Here is a 20,104-nt window from a genome sequence, read left to right on the forward strand (position 1 = left end):
CTGGGCTCGCATCGCAAGTCCATCGGGACAACACGGAAAGATCGTCGGTGAACTGAAGGGATTCAGCCCGACAAACGATTGGATCGACAGGGGAAGGCTATGCCGGTTTCCATCAAGCTTCGACGCATTGCGACCGCCATCGCGCTGACTTTGCTCAGCGGCGCGGCGTCCGCAGCGCAATTCGACTACACCCTTTACGCGGGCGTCGAACACAGCGACAACATCGACCTGAGCCCGAACAATCCGGTCAGCGAAAATGTGTTGATCCCGGGCATGAATTTCACGTTCGTGCAGGCCGGTTCAAGGGTGCAAGCAAACGTCGCCGGCAACCTGGAATATCGCGATTACCTTGGCGGCTCTTTCAGCAACCAGCTGTTCGCGCAGGTGTCGGGTCAGGTCAACTGGACGCTGTTGCCGCAACGACTGGATTTCGAAGTCGACGACTACGCCGGCGTGCAACCCGTGGCCTCGCTGGCAACCAACTCGCCGGACAACCAGCAGCAGACCAACGTGTTGCTGGTCGGCCCGACCTTGCACTTCATGCTCGGCGATTCGCTGCGCGGCCAAGCCGAGTTGCGCTACATCAACAGCACAGCGCAGAAGACCAAGGAATTCGATTCCAATCGCGGACAAGGCGCGCTGCGCATCTTCAAGGATCTGAGCGCCACCGATCAGTTGTCCGTCAACATCGAATCGCAGCATGTCGATTTCGAAAACCAGGGCGGCGGCCCGAACTACGATCGCGACCAGATCTTCGGCCGCTATGTAAGCAAGCTCGCACTCTTCGACATCGATGCGATGGCGGGCTGGTCCCGCATACGCTACGACCAGGCGAAAGACGCCACGACGCCCTTGGCGCAGGTGTCGATCAGCTGGCGACCGGTCGCCAGCAGCACGTTCACTGCAGCTGCGGGACGTCAGTACAGCGACGCCGCGCAGGACATGATGGTACAGCCGGGCCAGCAGCTCATTCCCGCAGCGGTCGGTGACATCAGCGCCGGCGGCGGGCGCGGCATCAGCACGGGCGACGCCATCGTCGGTTCGCAGGTCTACGTCGAGCAGCGCTTCGAAGGCATTTACGCGTATACCGCCGAACGCCTCTCGTTCCGCGTCGCGCCGTTCTTCCGCAAGCTCAGCTATCTCAACGACCCGACCTTCGATGAGAAAGGCCGCGGCGGCAGCATCGGCGTCGACTATCGCCTGCCCGGCCAGTTGCTGCTTTCCGCATACGGAAACACGGAAAGGCTGACCTACCAATTCCTCGACAGGCAGGACAAGCACACCGCGTACGGACTCAGCCTTTCAAGCAACCGCACGCCGCATTGGGGCTGGCGCGTGTCGTACACGCACGATCAACAAAGCAGCACGGATGCTACGCAGAGCTACCGCGAAAACGAGATCTACGTGGGCATCGTGTTCAAAAGATGATGGTCGAAGCTGAAGCCGAAATTCCCTTTCATTTCGGAACCGGCGCGAAACTGTTCGGTCTGTATCACCCGGCAGCTGCACCGACGAAGAAGTCGGTACTGCTGTGCCCGCCGTTCGGCCAGGACCTCATCCGCACCCATCGACTGTATCGCCAGCTCGCGCAAACACTGGCAGCGGCAGGCATCGCCGTAATGCGTTTCGACTACAGCGGCAGTGGCGATTCGGCGGGCAGCAGCATCGACGTCGACTGGAACCAATGCATCGCCGACACCGTCGCAGCCGCAGATGAATTGCGCGTGCGCAGCCATTGCGAAACCGTCGCTGCATTTGGCGCCAGACTCGGCGCCAACGTGGCCATGGCGAGCGCAACGCATGCCCGTTTCGCCGACTTGATGCTGTGGGATCCGATCACGAATGCCGCCGCGCACATCGCCCGACTCGATGCGATGCAGAACGCGTTGCAGCACGACACCAATCGCTTCCTGAAATCGCGACCGGCCACCTCTGTCGCGGATCAGTGGCTGGGATTTCCGGTGAGCCCGATGCTGCGACAGCAGCTGCTCGATCTGCGCGTGGTGCCGCCCGACGGTCCGACCTTGCTGGTGGATTCGCGAGCGGACGAATCGACTGTCTGGAACGAACACACCGCACCGAGCACGAAAACAATCAAACTGCCGCGCACGCCTTGGGACGATCCCGAGCGACTGGAGCTCGCGATCCTTTCGCACGAATTGATCCAGGCCATCGCCACGCACATGCAGGAGGCACGGTGAACACCGAGCGTGCCCATCGCTTCGGGCGCGCCGCGCATCTCGTCGGCATCTCCGGCATACCGTCGGCGGCAGCGAACGATGTCGGCGTGATCGTGTTGAACGCCGGGCTGGTTCATCGCATCGGTCCGTTCCGCCTGAACGTTGAACTGACCCGACGCATGAATGCCTCCGGTTATCCGACGCTGCGTTTCGATCTATCCACACTCGGCGACAGTGGCGCGAGCGGCGAATCACTCTCGCGCGTGCAGCAAGTGCGCGCGGATGTCGCCGATGCGATGACGTTGCTCGGTGCGCAATCCGGCTGCAAGCGCTTCGTGCTGATCGGCCTGTGTTCCGGAGCGGAGAACGCGCATCGCGCGGCGACTTCCGAAAGTGCCGTTGCCGGCGCCGTGTTCCTCGACGGTTACGCGTACCGCTCGACTGGATTCAAGTTGCGCTATTACCTGCCGCGCCTGATCAACCCCGCGCGGCTCGTACGTTCCGTCGCACGTCGATTGCACAAGAGCGACAAGTCGGCGTCGCAACCATCCTTCGGCGTGGTGTTTCCGCCGCGCGAACAGGTGCGCGACGAGATGGCCGGCATGCTCGAACGCGGCACGAAGATGTATTTCATCTACAGCGGTGGTGCGAGCAACTATTTCAATGGCCGCCAGCAGTTTCGCGAAAACTACGGCAAGCTCGCCGCGCATCCCGGCGTCGAAGTCGAGCGCCTGGAAGAAACCGATCACACATACATCCTCGCCGGGGATCGGGCACTGCTGCTGGGCAAGATTGAACACTGGATGCGCCAGCATTTCCCGCCGCAGTCATTGACGTGAAGGTGTCCCGGCTCAGGCGAGCCCTGCTGCTTGTCGCGTTCGCGGGGATCGTCACGATAATCCAGGCCGGTGACATTCACGCGGCTGCGACGCAAACCGCCAAGCCACCATCAACGTTGCTGCCCGCGGTGAACGTGGCCGGCACGGACGCGCGCTGGCAGCTGATCGAACTGCATCGCAACGGCGCCATCGGCAGGGATGTGGCGGTCACGTTTGGCCTTCCATTTGCGCCGGGCCTGCTGAAAGACGCGCGCAACGTGCGCATTCTCGACGAACAGAATCGGGAGCTGCCCGCGCACGTCGAGCCGACGTTGCGCTGGTACTTCAAGGACAACAGCATCCGCGCGGTGAAGGTGCAGTTGCATGCCGACCTCGATGGCGATACGCGCAAGCTGCACTTCACATATGACGTGCCCGCCACCACGCCGCTGTCGGACGGCTGGGATTATGCCGATGGCGAAGTGCAGGACAGCAATGATGTAACCGTCCCCGGCGTGCTCGCAACGTTGACCGCGCAATGGATGTCCGCGTCGCTGATCGCCGGGCCGCAGCAGCCGACATCATCCAGTCCCTACGATCGCTATTTCGCCACGCAATTCGCATGGGCCAAGGCCTTGCCGAGCAAGCAGGGCTCGTCCTGGTTGTTCGATCGGCCCACCGCATTATTCCAGCAATACGTGCGCACTGGCCGGCTCGATTACCTTGCCGCAGCCACCGAGAGCTACGCGTTCTACATGAGTCATCTGCGCCATTTCGGCATGCCGGGCTGGCCACTTTGCGGCGGCGGCTGGAGCCTGGGCGAAGTGAATGTGTGCGATCCGAAATACGTCTACATCGAACCGATCCTGTTTGCGCTCGGCCTGAACGGCGACGACAGCCGCCACGATGCCTCGCTGGTCGAACGCATGATGGGATCGTGGCGATCCGGTGGCTGGAACTATCCGGCCGGACCCTACGACAAACCCGAACACCGATTCACCGAACGCGAAATGGGCCTGGGCCTGCTGGAAACCGTCAGCGCCTATGAAGTCACCGGCGACGCCGACTACCGCAAGGACATCAACGATCGCGTCGGCTGGCTCTACGATCACCAGCAGCACAATCCCGACGGCCTCGGCAACGATGGTTCGTGGCGCAGCAGCTGGCAGGCGCACGAAGGCGACAAATACGATGCGGCGACCGATGTTCGCGGCACCTCGCCCTGGATGACCGAGAACATCGTGGATGGCTTGTGGCATGCCTGGCTTGTCACCGGCGACAAGCGCATTCCGGTGATGCTCACCGGTTTCGGTCGCTACCTCGAACGCTACGGCTGGATCGATATCGATACGCTGAAACCCGGTGCTGACTGGCGCGACTCCTGCAGCGGCGCGAGCGGTCAGATCAGCTGGTACTGGTCATCGCCGCACGGCGATCCGGCGCGCGTTCTGGCGATCCAGAATTCCGACGGATGGTACAGCGACTACCACAATGTCGAGCTGACCTTGCCGGTCGCGCTGGCGCGTTATTTCGAAACGGACCCCGCGCAGCAACGGGCGCTCGACAAACGAATGGCATTGCTGGGTTCGTCGTACAACATGACGTGCGCCACCACCAGCGCGACTCCGCGTCGCTTCAACTGGAACAACCGCGGCGTCGGTGTGGTGCAGTGGCTGATCCATCACTCGGCGACGCAACCATGAGCCGCTGGCGATATCAGCGTCGCTTGGCGACGGCGTTGCGGATGTAGTGCAGCAGATAGAACGCGGAAGAGAACAAGCCAAGTTTCTCGATGTCACGATAGATATGCCACTGCCAGCGCGCCGCCTTCAACTTGTCCGACGACACCGAACCTTTGCGCACGAGATACCAGGCCAGCGGTTCGTCCGACGGCACGCAGGTTGCGCCACCGGCGCGACGCACCATCTCCAGCCAGAACACGTAATCCTCGTGACCGATCTTGCGGAACGGCACGTCGCCGAGGCTGCGCGAGTACATGCCTGTGAGGTTGCCAATGCGATTGCTCTTGAGCATGTCGGTGTACGACACCGACGCCGGCGGACGCACTTTCGACAGCCATCCGCCGTCTTCTCCGACGCGGTCGTAAGCCGTGTAACTGATCTGCGCACCCGTGCGCTCCATCAACGCGAATTGCAGTTCCAGCTTGCGCGGATGCCACCAGTCGTCGCTGTCGAGAAACGCGATATACGTGCCGCGGGCTGCCGCAACGCCGGCGTTACGCGCCGCGGCGACGCCGCCGTTGGGCGACAGCTTGACGATGCGAATCCGTTCGTCGTTGCGCGCGCGTTCCTCGATCATCGCCAGCGTGCCATCACGCGATGCATCGTCGACGATGATCAATTCCAGATGGCGATATGTTTGCGCCAGCACCGAAGCGATCGGTTTCGCGATGAACCTCTCGGCATCGTGCGCCGGCATCACCACGCTGACGAGTGCTTGCTGTTCCATCACGCCTGATGCTCGCCGGAATGCTCTTCGCCATCGTTCTTCATGCGCTGCCCTTCAGGCTTTGGACGAAAAACCACGCGACCGAACTTGCGCCGTGCGCGCGTCAGCAGTTGCAGTACCTGATCGAACCACACCAAGGCACTCGGTCTGTTACAACCGATGCGAATCAGCTCGCGTTGCGAAGTGGTCAGCGACTTCTTGTACGGACTGAGCCCGCGAAGAAAGTCGTAGCTCGTCACGGCGCGTTCCGCGAGCCGCGCCATCAGCAAAAGATTCGCCGCCATGCCCGGACTGCTGATGGTCGTTTCCTCCATCGACGTGACGCCCAGCTGGTACAGGTCGAACTTGCGGCCGGTGACGAAGCCATATAGCACCACGCCGGCTTTTCCCTGATGCGAAAGCCGCGCCAATACCGCGCGCCCGCTGGCCGTCCATTCGCGCACCAGTTGGCGGTGGAATTGCGTGAATCTCGGCGCCGAGAAACATCCGGGCTTTCCGTCGGCCGTCCAGCGCTGCTGATGGACGCGAATGAGGTCATCCAGGAATTCGTCCGCGTTCGATGCATCCGCCAGCTCGAAGCTCGCGCCGGATTCTTCCACCTTGCGCAGCTCCTGACGTGCACGCGCGCGGGTCTTGTGCGAACGCTGCGCGAGATACGCTTCGAAGCCGTCGCCGAGGTCGGCGATCGGACAATTGCCACGCGTCGTGATTTTCACCCGGCGTGTTTTCGGCCACACGTCTTGTCCATGACGCAGCGGCGAATCATCGGAGAGATCGAGCAATTCCAGCGTGTGCCAATCCATGCCCGCCATCGCGCTCCACGCCGCCCGCGCGCAGGCTTTTTCTTCGCCAGGCACATGCAGCAGATCGAGATAGTCCGGACAGGTTTCTTCGTACTCGGCCTCGCCGGTCGAAATCAGTCGCAGGCAGCGGATGGAAAACGGTCCGCTCTTGCGCACCTCGATGTACAACGGCAATGCGCCGACAAGTTGCTCGTCGCGCCATAGCGTGATGATGCGCAAACCGCCCGCACCGTAGACGTCGCCATAGACCTGCCACCAGCCACGCAACCAGACGAAATCCAGCGTCGTCGAAGCCGTCGGGCTGAGCGCATGGAGGGCGTTCCAATCATCGCGAATCGCATCCCATGCAGCCATGTCCTCGATGACACGCGTGGTCAGAGCGTCCTGCGGCCAGCCGGCCATCCGGGGTTGCTGATCCAGCGCATTCGTCACTTCAGAAAAACCCCTGTGCGCGAGCGACGCGGCGTCGCCGCTTTCCACTTCGGGACTCGAGAATATCGAGTTCCCATGACAACAACGTTCATCCGCCTTTCGATACCGAAGAACGGCAACGCGCGTCGTATCGCGTCGATGATAACGCGCAGGCGGCGATCGGTCAGGTGCGTTCGGCAGGGCCGGGCTGATGCGCCGGCGGCGGCAATTCGAAATCGCGATAGCGCGCGGGGTCGCCGGTCTGCCCCGCTTCGGCGGCCTTGACGATGTTGTACATCTCGCGTGCAGTGACGTAATGCAGCACGTAGTTCTTGCCGTCGTTGTAGGCGCGCTCAAGATGGTCGTGCATCGCGTTGGTCGGCGCGCCGAGCAGCGTGTCCATGTCGCGCTCCTGCGTGCCATGTGTGTGCACTTTCACGAACACCCACTCGGGGCGTCCTTCGACATGGATGCCGGTGCGTACCCACTGGTCGACGCGTTCCGGCGTCGGCGGGCAGGAGCGGCGCACGTCCGAGTTCTCGATGCGCGGAATCACGCCGAATTTGCGCTCGCGCCAGTTCAAACCGAGCGGACCCTGGATGATCATCAGATCGCCGCTCGCCTTGCCGCCCACGCGCACGGGCTCGCCGGTGTTGTGTGATTTCGGCCGATGCGGATCGTCGGCAGCGTAATAGATCGAATTGACCATCGCGGTCTGCGTGTCGCTCGGTGCGGACGGCAAGGTGAAATCGGCGTAGCAGCCCAGCTCGCGCAACAGGATCAGCTCGTTGTTGATGCCACACCAGCGACCGTCCGCGCGCGAGTTGTCCAGGCTCCAGTTGCCGTGGATGAAGGCGAAGCGCAACTCTCCCGTTACCGGATCGCGCGGCAACGCGCCGTGCCTGGCGTGCAGCAGTTCGTTGAAACCGGTGATGGTCCTGCGAAAATTTTCAGGGTTGTCATTGTCGTGGTGCAGGTGGATTTCGATCTCCCCATAACCATCCGCGCACAGCGCCGCGATCTTCTGCAAATGTTCCTCGACGTATTCCTCCTCCGGATAGAAAAAGCTGTGCTGCGGCGCGCGGCCATCGGCATCGCGGTGGGCTGAAGCGAGCGTGCGGTAATCGCGGCACCAGCGATCGACGCGCTCGCGCTGCACCGGCAGATCCACCTTGCCCCAGGCGGGTTCGAAATGATCGACGAAGCAGAACATCACATGCACCGGGCCATCGACTTTCGGTGGTTTCGGGCGGCGCAGATAGTTGCCGAGCCAGATCTGCATGTTGCGTGCGCGGATCGCGAAAGTGACGGCAGCCGCGAACAGCAGCAGCAACGCCAGGACAATCCACAACACGATCGCAACAGGACTGGTCACCGGCTGGCTCCTCTTGAAATGGACGGCCAACCGGCGACACCGCCGATCGAACCGTTTGTTCGTGATTCGATGCACATTCGCTCAGGCCGACAGTGCCGCGAACGTGAAGCCCTGGGCTTTCCATTCAGGGATCAGCGTGGCCAGCATCAGCGTGGAGCAATCGCTGTCGTCGTGCATCAGCAGAATGTCGCCGGCGCATGGCGGCTGCTTGCGCAATAGTTCGATCAGCTCGGCCGGCGGCTTGCGCTGGTAGTCGAGACTGTCGTACGACCAGTAGGCCAGGTTGCGTCGCGCGGCCGCGAACCGCAGCGTCAACGCGAGCGAGAACACGCCGCGCGGCGGACGAAAGCGGTGATGGCGAATGCCGTCGAAGCGCGCCAGCAACAGATCCGTTCGGTCGATCTCGGCGAGCTTCTCCGCCATGGAAAGCAGGTTGAACCGTGGATGGCTAAACGAGTGGTTACCGATAAGGTGGCCTTCGGCGACCATCCGCTCCACGAGCTCGGGGTACTTCTCCGCCTCGCGGCCGATCAGGAAGAAACTGGCATGCGCGCCGTGGGCTTTCAGCAGGTCGAGCAGCGCTGGCGTGAAGCGCGGATCGGGGCCATCGTCGAAACTGAGATAGAGCGCCTTGTTGCGAACGGACGCGCGCGTGCAGACCACTGCATCGGGCAGCCAGCGAAGGACGCGCATCTTGCTCGGACGGAAATTCATTCAGGCGATCCAACGGGCAGAAAACGGCAAGGCCGATGCCTGGTAGCAATAACTGGACGCACAGGGTTTCTCGCGGTGAACTTCCGAAGCCGACTCGCCTTCCTGGCTTGATGCCGGGCGCGATGCCGGTCGGATGCAGCGCCGAACCGGTGCCCAAGCGCTGCTACAATACACTGTCTGCGCCGTATCGTGCCGCCTTCGGGCTACACAGGGCGGCCTATCTCTTTCGAACATCTTCGGACTGTCGGCTCAATCGGGGTCGCCCGTTTGGACGGCTGACATCGGGTTGAAACACGCGCTTCAATGCGTCGTCAAGGTTTTCGCCCACACAATTGAATCACGTGTTCTCCCGGAGTCGCATGGATGCCGTGCCGGGATGACCAACGGGCGTTTCGGGGGGATCGTGCTCGAGCAATATGGCGTCGTCTATTTCGGCAATGACTGGCAGGCGGAAAACCGCACCAGCAGTCATCACGTTGCCGCGCGCCTGGCGCTGAGCATGCCGGTGTTGTACGTCGATTCGCCGGGCCTGCGAGCGCCGCAAGCCAGCGGGCGCGACCTTCGCCGTGCGTTTCGCAAGATCAGCTCGGCCTTGCGCCGGCCGGTGCAGATCGGCCCGAATTTCTGGCGTTGCACCGTTCCGCAATTACCGTTCCGGCGCGTTCCCGGCGTGGAAACTTTCAACCGCCTGTTCAGCCGCTGGGCGGTGAAACGCAACATGCGCGTGCTCGGCGACTGTCGGCGCATTTCGTGGTTCGTGGTGCCGCATCCGGGGTTTCTTGCGAAAAAACTTGGCGAAGAACTCTGCGTCTATTACTGCATCGACGATTACGCCGCGCACCCCGGCGTGGACACCACGCTGATCGCTGAACGCGATCGTGAACTCACCGAGCGTGCCGACCTGGTTTTCGTCGCGCCGCCGGCGTTGCTCGAAGCCAAGCGGGCGATCAACCCGAATACGCGCTTCTCGCCGCATGGCGTCGACGTGGCCCTGTTCGCCCGCGCGATGGATCCGGCCACCGAGATTCCCGCGCTTGCCCGCGACCTGCCGCATCCGGTCGTCGGCTACTTCGGCTCCATCCACGAATGGATCGACGTGGAACTCATCGAATGGCTTGCGCGCGAACGTCCGCAGTGGACGTTTCTGCTGGTCGGCCATGCGGCGATCAACATATCGGGCCTGCGCGCCTTGCCCAACGTCGTGCTCGCCGGCACGCAACCGTATGCCGAGCTGCCGAACTGGGCCAAGGCATTCGACGTGGCGATCATTCCCTATCGACTCAATCGGCAGGTCGCGAACGCGAACCCGCTGAAGCTGCGCGAATACCTCGCGACCGGCCGACCGGTAGTGAGCGTGGGCAATCCGGAAATCGAAAAATTCTCGCGCTGGGTACGCATCGCCGAAGGGCGCGAAGTGTTTCTCGCCGAACTCGACGGCGCGCTGCGCGACGACACGCCGCAGGCGATGGCCGAACGCGTCGACGCGGTCGCCGGCCAGTCGTGGGACAACCGCGTTGCCGAAGTGCTGCAGGAAGTAAAAGCCGCACTCGCGCTCCACTCTTCATGAAACTTTTCGCTTTATTTCCCGGGAATCCAGGATGAACACTGGCAGCAAATTGCGCGTCGCGATCATCGGCGCAGGTTACGTTTCGCGCTATCACATCATGGCGCTGAAACGGCTCGATTTCGTCGAGATCATCGCCATCTGCGATCTCAACACCAAGCTCGCCGGCGCACTGGCGAAGACCTACGGCATCGATACCGTGCTGTCGAATCCAGCCGATCTCGAGGCCATGAAACCGGATGCGGTCTATGTGCTCACGCCGCCTTCCAGCCATTGCGCGCTCGCGCTGCAGGCGATGGACATGGGCGCGCATGTGTTCGTGGAAAAACCGATGGCCGACTCGGTCGCCGAATGCGACACGATGATCGAACGCGCGCGCGAAAAAAACCTCGTGCTCTCGGTCGATCACTCGGATCTGTTCGACCCGGTAATCGCCAAGGCCATTGCGGAAGTAAAATCCGGTGCGTGCGGCGACGTGATAGCGGTCGATGTGCTGCGCAGCTCTGACTATCCACCGTACGCCGGTGGCCCGTTGCCCGGCATGGTGCGGCAAGGTTCGTATCCGTTCCGCGATCTCGGCGTGCACGGCCTGTACGTGCTCGAAGCGTTGCTCGGGCCGATCGAGCATCTGGACGTCCATTACCGCGCCACCGGCACTGCGCCGAACCTGAAATTCGACGAATGGCATGCCACCGCGGCAACGGCGCACGGTGTTGGCCGGCTGCTGTTGTCCTGGAACGTGCGGCCGATGCAGAACCGGCTGATCGTGCACGCCACGCGCGGCATCATCGAGGCGGATCGGTTCCTGCAGATCTGTCGCGTGCGCCGCGTGCTGCCCGGGCCGAAGTTCATCGGCATCGTAATCACCGCGTTCGGCAACGCGTTGCGCGATGTGTTTCGCGTGCCGTGGAATGTGCTGCGTTTCGCGACCAAGCAACTGCAGCCATCGCCCGGCATCCAGCGTGGCGCCGAGGAATTTGCGCGCGCACTGCACGAAGGCCGGCCGCCGCCGATCAGCGCCGAGGAAGGCCGTCGTCCGATCGCGTTGATGGAAGCGGCCTGTGCCAAGGCCGACGAGGAACGCACCCGCGAGCTCGACGCGCGCATCGTTCCGCTCGAACCGGTCGATGCGCTGGTGACGGGCGCCGCAGGCTTTCTCGGCAAGGCGCTGGTCAAGGCATTGATCGCGCGTGGCCAGCGCGTGCGCGTGCTGATTCGTCGCCCGATGAAAGAGTACGACACTGCTTCGGGCGTGCAGGTGGTGATCGGCGATCTGGGTGATCCGCGCATCGTCGATCACGCGGTCGCCGGTGCCAACGTGGTGTATCACGTCGGTGCCGCCATGCGCGGTGGTCCGAACGATTTCGAGGCGGGCACCGTATGGGGCACGCGCAACGTGGTCGACGCGGCGCTGAAGCATCACACGCAAAAACTTGTTTATGTGAGCTCGCTCAGCGTGCTCGATCACGCCGGCCGCGATCCGTCGATGAGCATGACCGAAAGCTCGAACTTCGAGCCGTTCCCGGACAAGCGCGGCGCATACACGCAGACCAAACTCACCGCCGAAGCGATGGTGTCGGATGCGATACGCGATCACGCACTGCCTGCGGTGATCGTGCGTCCTGGCCAGATCATCGGCCCCGGTGCGGAGCGCGTGACGCCAAACGGCACGCTGGCGATTGCCGGCCGCTGGATCGCCGTCGGCGCACCGTCGCAGACCTTGCCGCTGGTCTATGTCGACGACGTGGTGGACGCGTTGTTGCTCGCATCGACCGAGCCGGGCGCGGTCGGAAAAATCTTCAACGTCGTCGATCCGGAAATCGTCACGCAAGGCGATTACCTGGAGCGCGTCAAGGGCAAGCTGGGCAACGAGTTAAAACTGGTGCGCATGCCGACGGGCGTGTTCATGGTGCTCGCGTTCGGCGTGGAAATGCTGGGCAAGATGCTGGGCCGCGGCGTACCGCTGACCCGTTACCGGGTGAGATCGCTGCGACCGCTGGCCAATTTCGACATCAGCGCAGCGCGCACGCAGCTCCACTGGGGTCCGAAGATCGGCCTGCGTCGAGGCATGGAAACGATGTTCGCTGCGACCCCGTCTTCCGCCACGCCGCGTTCGGACGTCTAGAAGGCTGCACGAACAAACCGCAACCTTCAGAGGTTTGCGGTTTCCACGAAGGCAGGCCTTTCGCCTGCCGCCACCGATTGCAGAATCTGTTCAAGCCGATCGATGTTGTCGCTCCATCGAAAGCCGCGCGCGTGTGCGGCAATTCGTGCGTGGTCCCAGCTTCTCGCAGTGGCTTCCAGCAACGCTTTCTCGAGCGCAGTCCTGTCCTGCACCGGCACCAGGATGCCCGCATCGTCGGGCACGACTTCGGGAATGCCGCCCACGCGGGTTGCGACCACCGGCGTGCCGCAGGCCATCGCTTCGAGCACCACGTTTGGCACACCTTCGTTGTGACTGGGCAGGCACAGCAGATCGGCAGCACGGAACCAGTCGCCCAACGTGCCGTGCGCGACGGCGCCCATCAATGTCACCCGTTCCGCACAGCCGGTGGCAGCTGCGCGTTCGAGCAACTCGGCGCGACTGGCACCGGAGCCGACGAAGATCAATCGCGCATCGGGTCGCTGCGCGAGCAACGCGGGGAAGGCATCCAGCAGATCGACGCAACCCTTGGTCGATTTGAGATTGCCGACATACAGCAGCAGCGGTGCGCCCGAGGAGAGCCCAAGTCGCGCACGTGCTTCAGTCTGTTCGCCCGGCGCGAACAATTCGCTGTCGACGCCGTTGTAGATGGTATGCACGCGTGCTGCGTCGGCGCCGATCGTCACCGCTTTTTCCGCCAGCGCCTTGCTTACCGCCACCACCGCGCCGGCGTGCTTGAGCGCGCTGCGAATCTGCGCGCGACGCAGGCGAAAGTTGGCCGCGACGTTGAGGTCGCTGCCATGCACTTTGACCACGTAGGGAATCTTCAGTCGTCGTGCCAGCCAGCTCGCCGCTGCCGCATCGGGGTAAGCCCAGCTAAGCAGCAGCACGTCGTAGCCGGAGCGACGCAGTTTCCGCCAGCGCTGCAGCATGAGCGAGATAGCCCAGGTGAAGGCGTGCAGTGAACGTCCGAAACGCGGCGGGTAGACGAACACGAAATGATCCGTGCGCACATTGTCCACGTGCACATTGCCACGCACACCGCCGAAGCGCTCGCGAAAATCGACGGCAGTAAGCACGTCCACGTCGTGTCGTGCACCAAGACGTTCGAACTGTTGTCGATTGAACGCGCCGCGCAACGGATCCCACGGCGTGGGAAACAGGTTGGTGAGTATCAGTATCTTCAGCCGCTTCGCCACGTCGTCACCCACGATAGAGTTCGTCGTACCGTGCAGCCATGGCTTCCACCGAACCGTGTTGCTCGACCCATGCGCGCGCACCATGCGCAAGGCTCGCGGTGAGTTCCGCCTGCTGCAGCATCGCGAACATCGCATCGGATAACGCGGTGACATTCCGCGCCGGCACGATGGTGCCGGTCAGGCCGTCCTTCACGATTTCGCTGTTGCCACCGACGTCGGTGGCGATGATCGGCAGCGCCACGGCGGATGCTTCCAGCAGCGCCATCGAATAGCCCTCGCTGACCGACGACAACGCAAACACATCCAGCCCGCCCAGCAATTCCGGAACGTCGTTGCGATCGCCAAGGAAATGCACGCTGCCGGCGACCTGCTCATCCATCGCGCACTGCTGCAATTCATTGCGAAGTTCACCATCGCCGACCAGCAACAGCGCAGTGTCCGGTTCGCGCTCGTGCAGCAGGCGAAATGCACGAATCAGGCTGGCCTGGTCCTTCGCCCAGTTGAGCCGACCGACCGTACCGATCACCTGAACGCGTGCCGGCAGATCGAGCAACTGGTGCAGTCGCTCGCGCATCTCGCCGGACGCCATGCGAAACGATTCCACGCGGATGCCGTTGGGAACCACGCGCGCTTTTTTCGCCGGCAGCATGCCCTGCTTCACTGCGCCCGTGCGCGCTGCTTCGCACACGCTGACGACGATGTCGGTGAGCAGCAGCGAACGCCGGAACAGCCACTCGCGCCGGCTGCCGCGCTGGTTGCCGCCCATGCCGTGGCGCGTGTTGATGATCCGCGCGCCGAGCCCGATGCTGGCGATCACGGCATGGTAATGCGCCACGGCGTTGTGCGTGTGAAGCACCTCGGTATTGTGGCTGCGTATCCATCGCCGAGCGCGCCGCAACGCGCGCAAATCCAGCGACGGCTGCTTGTCGCAAGCCAGCACCGCTATGCCCAGCGTTTCCAGCTCCTGCGCGAGCGTGCCGGGCTCGTACAGGCAGATCACACGCACGCGATGCCCCCGCGCATGTTGCACCTTCGCCAGCTCGATCACCATGCGCTCGAGCCCGCCGCGATTCAGGTTCTCGACGAAGTGGCTGATGTTCACGACGGCAATTCCGAAACGGTGACGCGAAGTTTTCCACTGGCGGTCAGCGGAATGTCGTCGACGAAATGGCATTGCAATTCGATGCTTTCGCCGAGCACCTTGGCAACTTCGCGGCGGATGTACGCAAGCGATTCGTCACTGAAACCTTCACCGCGCACGATCGACAGATCGAGTCGGTCGAGCTGGCGCTGCACGAGCTGGAAGCGCTTCAATCCAGGCACGTCCTTGAGCATGTGCGGAAAGAATTCGCCGGGCAGGATGTGCCCATCCGGCGTGCGGATCACGTCGAGCTTGCGTCCGTCGATCCGCTGCAGCATCGGCAGCCCGCGTCCGCAACTGCATCGATGCGTCGACGAGGTCGCCATGTCGCCATTGATGTAGCGGATGAACGGCATGCCGTAGTTGAACAGATCGGTGATGATCACTTCGCCGCTGTTCGCCTCCGTCTGCATGCCGACCGGCGCGCGAATCTCGACGACCAGGTGATCGGCGTTGACGTGCAGGCCTTCGCGCTTTTCGCATTCGGCCGCGATCAGCATGAACTCGCGACAGCCGTAGGTGTTGTACGCCGGGCAGCCGAACGCCTGTTCGAGAATATGCCGCTGGAATTCGTGCAGTGCTTCAGCCGCGCCGATGATCAACTGCGGTTGCCAGATTTTTCTTCCGGTCGCGATCAACCATTGCGCCAAACGTACGAGCGGACCGACGTAGCTGACGATCACTTCGGGACGATATCGGTCGATGGCATCGGCGTATTCGACGAGGTTCGCCTCGCTCATGTGGAAGCTGTCCAGCATGCGGCGGCCGAACAACGCGTTGTACAAACGATCCTTGCGCTGCTGCGCCTGCGTGGGTTCGCCCACCACGCCGCCCCACAGATAAAGCGTGCGCCGGCCCATGCGCGAACCGGCCCAACCGTAGCCGCGCCACATCACGGCGAGACGCCGGTCATTGCTTTCGCGCGTGTAGCCCAGTCGCAGCGGTTCGCCGGTCGATCCGCCGGTGGTTTTGTAGTAGAGATTATTTCGCAGGCCCTGCGCCTTGAGCTGTTCGAAGTTGCCGCGGATATCCGCCTTGGTCAGCACCGGCAGCTTCGCGTAGTCGTCGAGGTTGCGGATATCTGCCGGCACGATGCCCAGCGACTTCCATTGTTCGCGGTAATACGGCACGTCGCGATGGCAGTGCTCGAGCAGTTTCTTCAGGCGATCCCACTGCAGCGCGGCGATCTGTTCCGGCGCGAGCCACTGGTCGCGTTCGTAGTCGCGCAGATAGCTCAGCGTCTTGCGCCGACGCAGCACGGTTTCGTACGCCGGAAACAGCACGCCGCGAAAAAGCTTTTCGTACGCCGTCATCGCGATGCTCCCGAGCGGTCGCCCGCCCACGCCAGCAATTTTCCCAGCGCCAATGGACGTCCGCCGACGAAGCGTCGATGCAGGCCCTGCAGTTGTTCGATGTCGCCGCCGCTCCAGCATTTCAGCAACAGCGTCATCAGCAGGTACGCCGCGCTCAGAATCACGCCGCCGATCAGCAGTGTCCACAGCGGTTTGAGGTGCAGCCAGAAAGTCGGCAGTGCCAGCAGCGATGCGATGACCGCTGCCGCCAGGATCGATGAAAGTCGTCGCCATTGCAGCCGCGTGCCGCTGACGCGCACGCCGATGGTGACGTAGGTGGTGGAACTGATCAGCGTGATCGACATGATCGCCGCCACCGCGCCGTACAAACCGAAGTGCCGCACAAGAATGAGATCGAGCGCGAGCTTGAGCGCGCCGAAGATCACCGTCAGCAACAGGATGGTGTTCTGCCGGTCGGCACTTACCAGCAGGCTGCTCGCGCCCTGCGTACACGTGCTGATGCCGCTGTTGAGTATCACCAGCGCGAACACCGGCGCCGCGGCCGCATACGCATTGCCATACAGCAACGCGATGATCGGCACCGCGAAGCTGATCCCGAACGCAAGCACGGGCGCGGACAACAGCGTGAGATAACTGGTGGCGGCGACGAAGCGCCGGCCGGCGATCTCGCGGCCTTCGCTCAACGCCTTCGCCATCATCGGCAACAGCACGGCGCCGAACACGCCGGGCACCAGCAGCACCACGCCGGTGGCGAGTTGATAGGCGACCTTGAAATAGCCGGCTTGGGTCGGCGTGGCGTAGAGATTGAGGAACAGAATTTCCACGTCGCTGGCGATCAGGAAACTCAGGATGATGGTGGCCGAGACGATGCGCAGATGCCGGCGCATGCGTCGCAACAGTTCATCGGGCAGGCTTTCGCCGCGCGTCAGCGGTTTTACCAGCCGCGCCACCTGGAGTTGCGAGGCCAGCAGAAACATCGCGCTGGAAATGGCGTAGACGATCACGAACCATTCGAGCGGCGCCTTCAAAAGCATCGCCGCGATCACCATCAGCAGGTTCAACGGCGAGGCGATCATGGTGATCTTCGCAGTCGCATCGAATGCCTCGAAACCCTTCGCGATCGCGATGTTGAACATGTACGGCGCGCGCATGCCCACCGCCGCCGCCAGCAACAGGAATTCCAGCAGGTTGAGGTCGGCGATCAGCCGATGTCCGGCGACGAAGAAAAGCACGGCGCCACCACCGACCACCACCGCCATGTGCCAGGCCTGCACCTTGCGGAAATGCACCAGCGCGGGAACGATCAGATCCTCGCGCTTCGAACCGCGCAGCTCCGCGACGAACTTGATCACGCCGGTGGTGACGCCGGAATTCGTCGCCACCACGCCGATCGCCGCGAACCAGATGAACAGGCTGTAGATGCCGTAATGCTGCGGCCCGAGATGACGCGCGATCAGGATCGCCGCCACCATGCCGAGGAAGTACTCGGTGTAGATGCCGATCGACGAGAACACCGTATTGCGCAATGTATGGACGCGATTCGTCATGTCGGACTTCAGGAGGTATGCAGCAGCAGGGTGACGATGATGAAGAGCAGCACGACCGAACCGATCGAGATCGGTATCCATCGCCACCAGCTGTCCGAGAGACTGAGTGAAGGCAAACCCGGGTAGCGTCGACGTGCACCGATGTAGTAGCCGACCACCAGCGCCGCTTCCAGATAGATCAGCACGATGTAGCTGCGGCTGAGAAAGAACGCGGCGGCGAACATGCCGAACAGCGACAGCAGCAAGGTCATCGCGAGGCGCTTTTCCATCGCCCACTCGGTGGCTTGTTCGTCATCGCCCGCAGTCAACGCCGGCTTGTGTCGCAGCACCGCCACCATCATCCAGAAGCCGTAGCCGACGAAAGCCAGCCACAGCGTGAAACCCACGATGCCGGTCTCGGCCAGCACCAGCACGAACGAGTTGTGCGCGGTGAGGTAGTTGTAGTCGGTGAAGTTGCCCGCGCCCACGCCGAAGACCGGTTGCGACAGGAACATGTGCAGGCCTTCGTACCAGGCATCCACGCGGCCGTTCGCGGATTCCTCATCCGAGTCCAGCTCCGACATGCGCGAGGACAGCATCTGCATCACGATCAGCCCGACCACGCTGAGCGCGCCGGCGGTCATCATGCCGCGCCGGTACCAGATGTAGATGCCGCCGACGACCAGCACCGCGAGCAATGCGCCGCGCGAGTTGGTGAGGTAGATGCCGTACAACAGCAGCGCCGCGCCGGCGAGCCAGAAGATGCGGCGCAGAAAACCGCCGCCGGCGGAAAGGAACACCGTCATCGGCAGCGCGGTGACAAACAGCAGGCCCAGATCGTTCGGATCATTGAAGATGCCGACGTACTGGACGCGCCCGTCCTCGATCATGCCCATGCCGGTCCAGCCGACGCCGTACTGTTTCTGGTCGACGCTGTGCAACGCCAGCACCATCGAGCACAACGCGATCACCGCGAAAGTCACCGGCACGCGGTTGCGGCTGTGCGCGATCGCGGCGGCCAGCACGAAGAAAATGATCATGGTCGGACCGAACGACGACAACTGCTCCAGCGCGCCGCCGGTCCAGTGATTGAAAACTTCCGACAGCATCAGCGTCATGAGGAACGCCGGCAGAATCAGGAACTGCGGCGCCGCAAACGTCTTCGCGCTGGAGATCAGCCAGCAGAACGCCGCCATGCCCAGCGTCACCGACAACAACGGGATGCCCGCCAGCGCGGCCATGTAATCCTGCGGGCGAATGATCGTGAGGATCAGATAGAGCAGACTCAGGAGGAACATGCAGGACCCTGGCCGGACTCGACGGCGCGACTCGTCGTCGGATAACTCATCAGCCCCGGCAAAGTCAGCATCGATGCGAACCAGCCCAGGCCCATCTCGCGCTCCACCGGCAGGCGGCGCAAGGCATAGCGATTCGACAACGGATACGGATTGGTGCCGCACACATAGCTGCACGCCATGCGATAGCCGGCGTCCTTGGTCGCGCGTACCACGCTGTCGTTGAACGCGCGATCGCCGCCCACCGGATATGAAAGCAGCGTCGCCGGCTGATCCAGCTCGCGTTCCAGCGTGGCCTTCGATTCACGCAATTCAAGCTGCAATTCTTCCGGCGACAACTTCGCCAGCATCTTGTGATGCACGCCGTGCGAGCCGATCTCGAAACCCGCCGCGTGCATCTCGCGCACCTGTGACCAACTCATCGGCCGGCAATACGCCGGCGCTTCGGCGCGCGGCATGTTCCAGTCGCGCTCCATTCGCCCGATGAGCAACAGCTGCTCGCTGTCGTCGAGGCCTTTCATGCGCAACAACACTTCGCCGGCAAGTTCGCGACGCCCCGCGCGATCGGCCGGCACCGGTGCATCCATGCGCAACTCGGGCAGCACCAGGTGCGCCGCTGCCGTGTGCAGGAGCATGTAAACCAGCCAGTCGTAGGCGAACGGCTGGCCGCTGTCGATGTGGCCGGTGGAGACAAAGAATGTCGCCGGCACGCCCAGCTCGCGCAGGATAGGAAACGCCACGCGATAGTTGTCGTCGTAGCCGTCGTCGAACGTCACCACGACCGCGTCAGCCGGCAGCCGCTTGCCGCTGTCGAGCGCCGCGATCACGTCGCCCATGCGCATCGGTCGGAAACGCTGCTTCACCATCGTCATCTGCTCGCGGAACATTTCCGCGGACGTGCTCACCAGTTCGAGATCGAAATCGAACGCGCCCGGATCGTCCAGCGTCAGCACGCGGTGATAAGCGAGGATGCGAAGGTCTTTCTTCCACCACGCGCGCAGCTGCTGCAACGGCCGCAACGCGCCGCTGCTGTAGCAATACTCGCCCAGCCGCCCGCGGATGCCGATGGCCTTGCCCGGTTCGTCTATCGCTTGATTCATCAGTGCAACCTCCCCCTGAGGTTGCAGGCGCCGTCAGCCTGCATGGCGAAAAG

At 62.8% G+C, this 20,104-nt stretch carries 16 protein-coding genes; 6 read left to right on the forward strand and 10 right to left on the reverse strand.

Annotated features, from left to right (window positions below):
- Positions 1-99: 99 nt before the first annotated feature.
- From GSQ73_RS09350 to GSQ73_RS09365, 4 genes are read left to right on the forward strand one after another with little or no spacing between them, the layout of a single operon-like run.
- Positions 100-1,428 (forward strand): outer membrane beta-barrel protein, encoded by a 1,329-nt coding sequence (locus GSQ73_RS09350; protein ID WP_158883332.1) that lies wholly within the window; start codon positions 100-102, stop codon positions 1,426-1,428.
- Positions 1,425-2,201: an alpha/beta hydrolase gene (locus tag GSQ73_RS09355; protein ID WP_158883334.1), complete on the forward strand. Its 777-nt coding sequence runs from the start codon at positions 1,425-1,427 to the stop codon at positions 2,199-2,201. Before GSQ73_RS09350 ends, GSQ73_RS09355 begins: the two co-directional genes overlap by 4 nt.
- Positions 2,198-3,019: an alpha/beta fold hydrolase gene (locus GSQ73_RS09360; protein WP_158883336.1), complete on the forward strand. Its 822-nt coding sequence runs from the start codon at positions 2,198-2,200 to the stop codon at positions 3,017-3,019. The genes GSQ73_RS09355 and GSQ73_RS09360 overlap by 4 nt, the downstream gene beginning before the upstream one ends.
- A gap of 2 nt (positions 3,020-3,021) precedes the next feature.
- Positions 3,022-4,701, forward strand: a complete 1,680-nt coding sequence (locus tag GSQ73_RS09365; protein WP_254063355.1) for a hypothetical protein — start codon at positions 3,022-3,024, stop codon at positions 4,699-4,701.
- A gap of 13 nt (positions 4,702-4,714) precedes the next feature.
- Here the strand turns inward: GSQ73_RS09365 and GSQ73_RS09370 are convergent, their stop codons facing one another.
- The 4 genes from GSQ73_RS09370 to GSQ73_RS09385 form a co-directional block, all read right to left on the reverse strand.
- Positions 4,715-5,467, reverse strand: coding sequence for a glycosyltransferase family 2 protein (locus GSQ73_RS09370; protein ID WP_158883338.1), 753 nt, complete (start codon positions 5,465-5,467; stop codon positions 4,715-4,717).
- On the reverse strand, positions 5,467-6,672 hold the full coding sequence (locus GSQ73_RS09375; protein WP_216844750.1) for a GNAT family N-acetyltransferase: 1,206 nt from the start codon (positions 6,670-6,672) through the stop codon (positions 5,467-5,469). Before GSQ73_RS09375 ends, GSQ73_RS09370 begins: the two co-directional genes overlap by 1 nt.
- A gap of 193 nt (positions 6,673-6,865) precedes the next feature.
- The gene (locus GSQ73_RS09380) at positions 6,866-8,056 is read right to left on the reverse strand and encodes a hypothetical protein (RefSeq protein WP_254063356.1); all 1,191 of its coding nucleotides are present in this window, start codon (positions 8,054-8,056) and stop codon (positions 6,866-6,868) included.
- 81 nt (positions 8,057-8,137) lie between these two features.
- Positions 8,138-8,719 carry a polysaccharide deacetylase family protein gene (locus tag GSQ73_RS09385; protein ID WP_254063357.1) on the reverse strand — a complete coding sequence of 194 codons (582 nt, stop codon included), beginning with the start codon at positions 8,717-8,719 and terminating at the stop codon, positions 8,138-8,140.
- A 427-nt stretch (positions 8,720-9,146) separates the two neighbouring features.
- Between GSQ73_RS09385 and GSQ73_RS09390 the strand changes: the two genes are divergently transcribed.
- Both GSQ73_RS09390 and GSQ73_RS09395 read left to right on the forward strand, forming a co-directional pair.
- Complete coding sequence (locus GSQ73_RS09390) at positions 9,147-10,337, forward strand: glycosyltransferase (protein ID WP_158883344.1); 1,191 nt, start codon at positions 9,147-9,149, stop codon at positions 10,335-10,337.
- 31 nt (positions 10,338-10,368) lie between these two features.
- The gene (locus tag GSQ73_RS09395) at positions 10,369-12,459 is read left to right on the forward strand and encodes an NAD-dependent epimerase/dehydratase family protein (protein ID WP_158883346.1); all 2,091 of its coding nucleotides are present in this window, start codon (positions 10,369-10,371) and stop codon (positions 12,457-12,459) included.
- 26 nt (positions 12,460-12,485) lie between these two features.
- Here the strand turns inward: GSQ73_RS09395 and GSQ73_RS09400 are convergent, their stop codons facing one another.
- From GSQ73_RS09400 to GSQ73_RS09425, 6 genes are read right to left on the reverse strand one after another with little or no spacing between them, the layout of a single operon-like run.
- Positions 12,486-13,688, reverse strand: coding sequence for a glycosyltransferase family 4 protein (locus GSQ73_RS09400; protein WP_254063358.1), 1,203 nt, complete (start codon positions 13,686-13,688; stop codon positions 12,486-12,488).
- Positions 13,681-14,778 carry a glycosyltransferase gene (locus tag GSQ73_RS09405; RefSeq protein WP_158883348.1) on the reverse strand — a complete coding sequence of 366 codons (1,098 nt, stop codon included), beginning with the start codon at positions 14,776-14,778 and terminating at the stop codon, positions 13,681-13,683. The genes GSQ73_RS09400 and GSQ73_RS09405 overlap by 8 nt, the downstream gene beginning before the upstream one ends.
- On the reverse strand, positions 14,775-16,130 hold the full coding sequence (locus tag GSQ73_RS09410) for a phenylacetate--CoA ligase family protein (protein WP_158883350.1): 1,356 nt from the start codon (positions 16,128-16,130) through the stop codon (positions 14,775-14,777). The genes GSQ73_RS09405 and GSQ73_RS09410 overlap by 4 nt, the downstream gene beginning before the upstream one ends.
- Positions 16,127-17,677: an oligosaccharide flippase family protein gene (locus tag GSQ73_RS09415; protein WP_158883352.1), complete on the reverse strand. Its 1,551-nt coding sequence runs from the start codon at positions 17,675-17,677 to the stop codon at positions 16,127-16,129. The genes GSQ73_RS09410 and GSQ73_RS09415 overlap by 4 nt, the downstream gene beginning before the upstream one ends.
- An 8-nt stretch (positions 17,678-17,685) precedes the next feature.
- The gene (locus tag GSQ73_RS09420; RefSeq protein ID WP_158883354.1) at positions 17,686-18,954 is read right to left on the reverse strand and encodes an O-antigen ligase family protein; all 1,269 of its coding nucleotides are present in this window, start codon (positions 18,952-18,954) and stop codon (positions 17,686-17,688) included.
- Positions 18,942-20,051 carry a polysaccharide deacetylase family protein gene (locus GSQ73_RS09425; RefSeq protein WP_174236084.1) on the reverse strand — a complete coding sequence of 370 codons (1,110 nt, stop codon included), beginning with the start codon at positions 20,049-20,051 and terminating at the stop codon, positions 18,942-18,944. The genes GSQ73_RS09420 and GSQ73_RS09425 overlap by 13 nt, the downstream gene beginning before the upstream one ends.
- Positions 20,052-20,104 lie beyond the last annotated feature (53 nt).

This window comes from Rhodanobacter sp. L36 (genome assembly GCF_009765755.1).
In the GTDB taxonomy this organism is placed as follows: Bacteria; Pseudomonadota; Gammaproteobacteria; order Xanthomonadales; family Rhodanobacteraceae; genus Rhodanobacter.

Excerpts from the sequence above, each read along its gene's own strand:
- GSQ73_RS09350 (WP_158883332.1), top strand. The coding sequence starts at position 100 with ATGCCGGTTTCCATCAAGCTTCGACGCATTGCGACCGCCATCGCGCTG.
- GSQ73_RS09355 (WP_158883334.1), top strand. The coding sequence starts at position 1,425 with ATGATGGTCGAAGCTGAAGCCGAAATTCCCTTTCATTTCGGAACCGGC.
- GSQ73_RS09370 (WP_158883338.1), bottom strand. The coding sequence starts at position 5,467 with ATGGAACAGCAAGCACTCGTCAGCGTGGTGATGCCGGCGCACGATGCC.
- GSQ73_RS09375 (WP_216844750.1), bottom strand. The coding sequence starts at position 6,672 with ATGGCCGGCTGGCCGCAGGACGCTCTGACCACGCGTGTCATCGAGGAC.
- GSQ73_RS09390 (WP_158883344.1), top strand. The coding sequence starts at position 9,147 with ATGACCAACGGGCGTTTCGGGGGGATCGTGCTCGAGCAATATGGCGTC.
- GSQ73_RS09395 (WP_158883346.1), top strand. The coding sequence starts at position 10,369 with ATGAACACTGGCAGCAAATTGCGCGTCGCGATCATCGGCGCAGGTTAC.
- GSQ73_RS09410 (WP_158883350.1), bottom strand. The coding sequence starts at position 16,130 with ATGACGGCGTACGAAAAGCTTTTTCGCGGCGTGCTGTTTCCGGCGTAC.
- GSQ73_RS09415 (WP_158883352.1), bottom strand. The coding sequence starts at position 17,677 with ATGACGAATCGCGTCCATACATTGCGCAATACGGTGTTCTCGTCGATC.
- GSQ73_RS09420 (WP_158883354.1), bottom strand. The coding sequence starts at position 18,954 with ATGTTCCTCCTGAGTCTGCTCTATCTGATCCTCACGATCATTCGCCCG.
- GSQ73_RS09425 (WP_174236084.1), bottom strand. The coding sequence starts at position 20,051 with ATGAATCAAGCGATAGACGAACCGGGCAAGGCCATCGGCATCCGCGGG.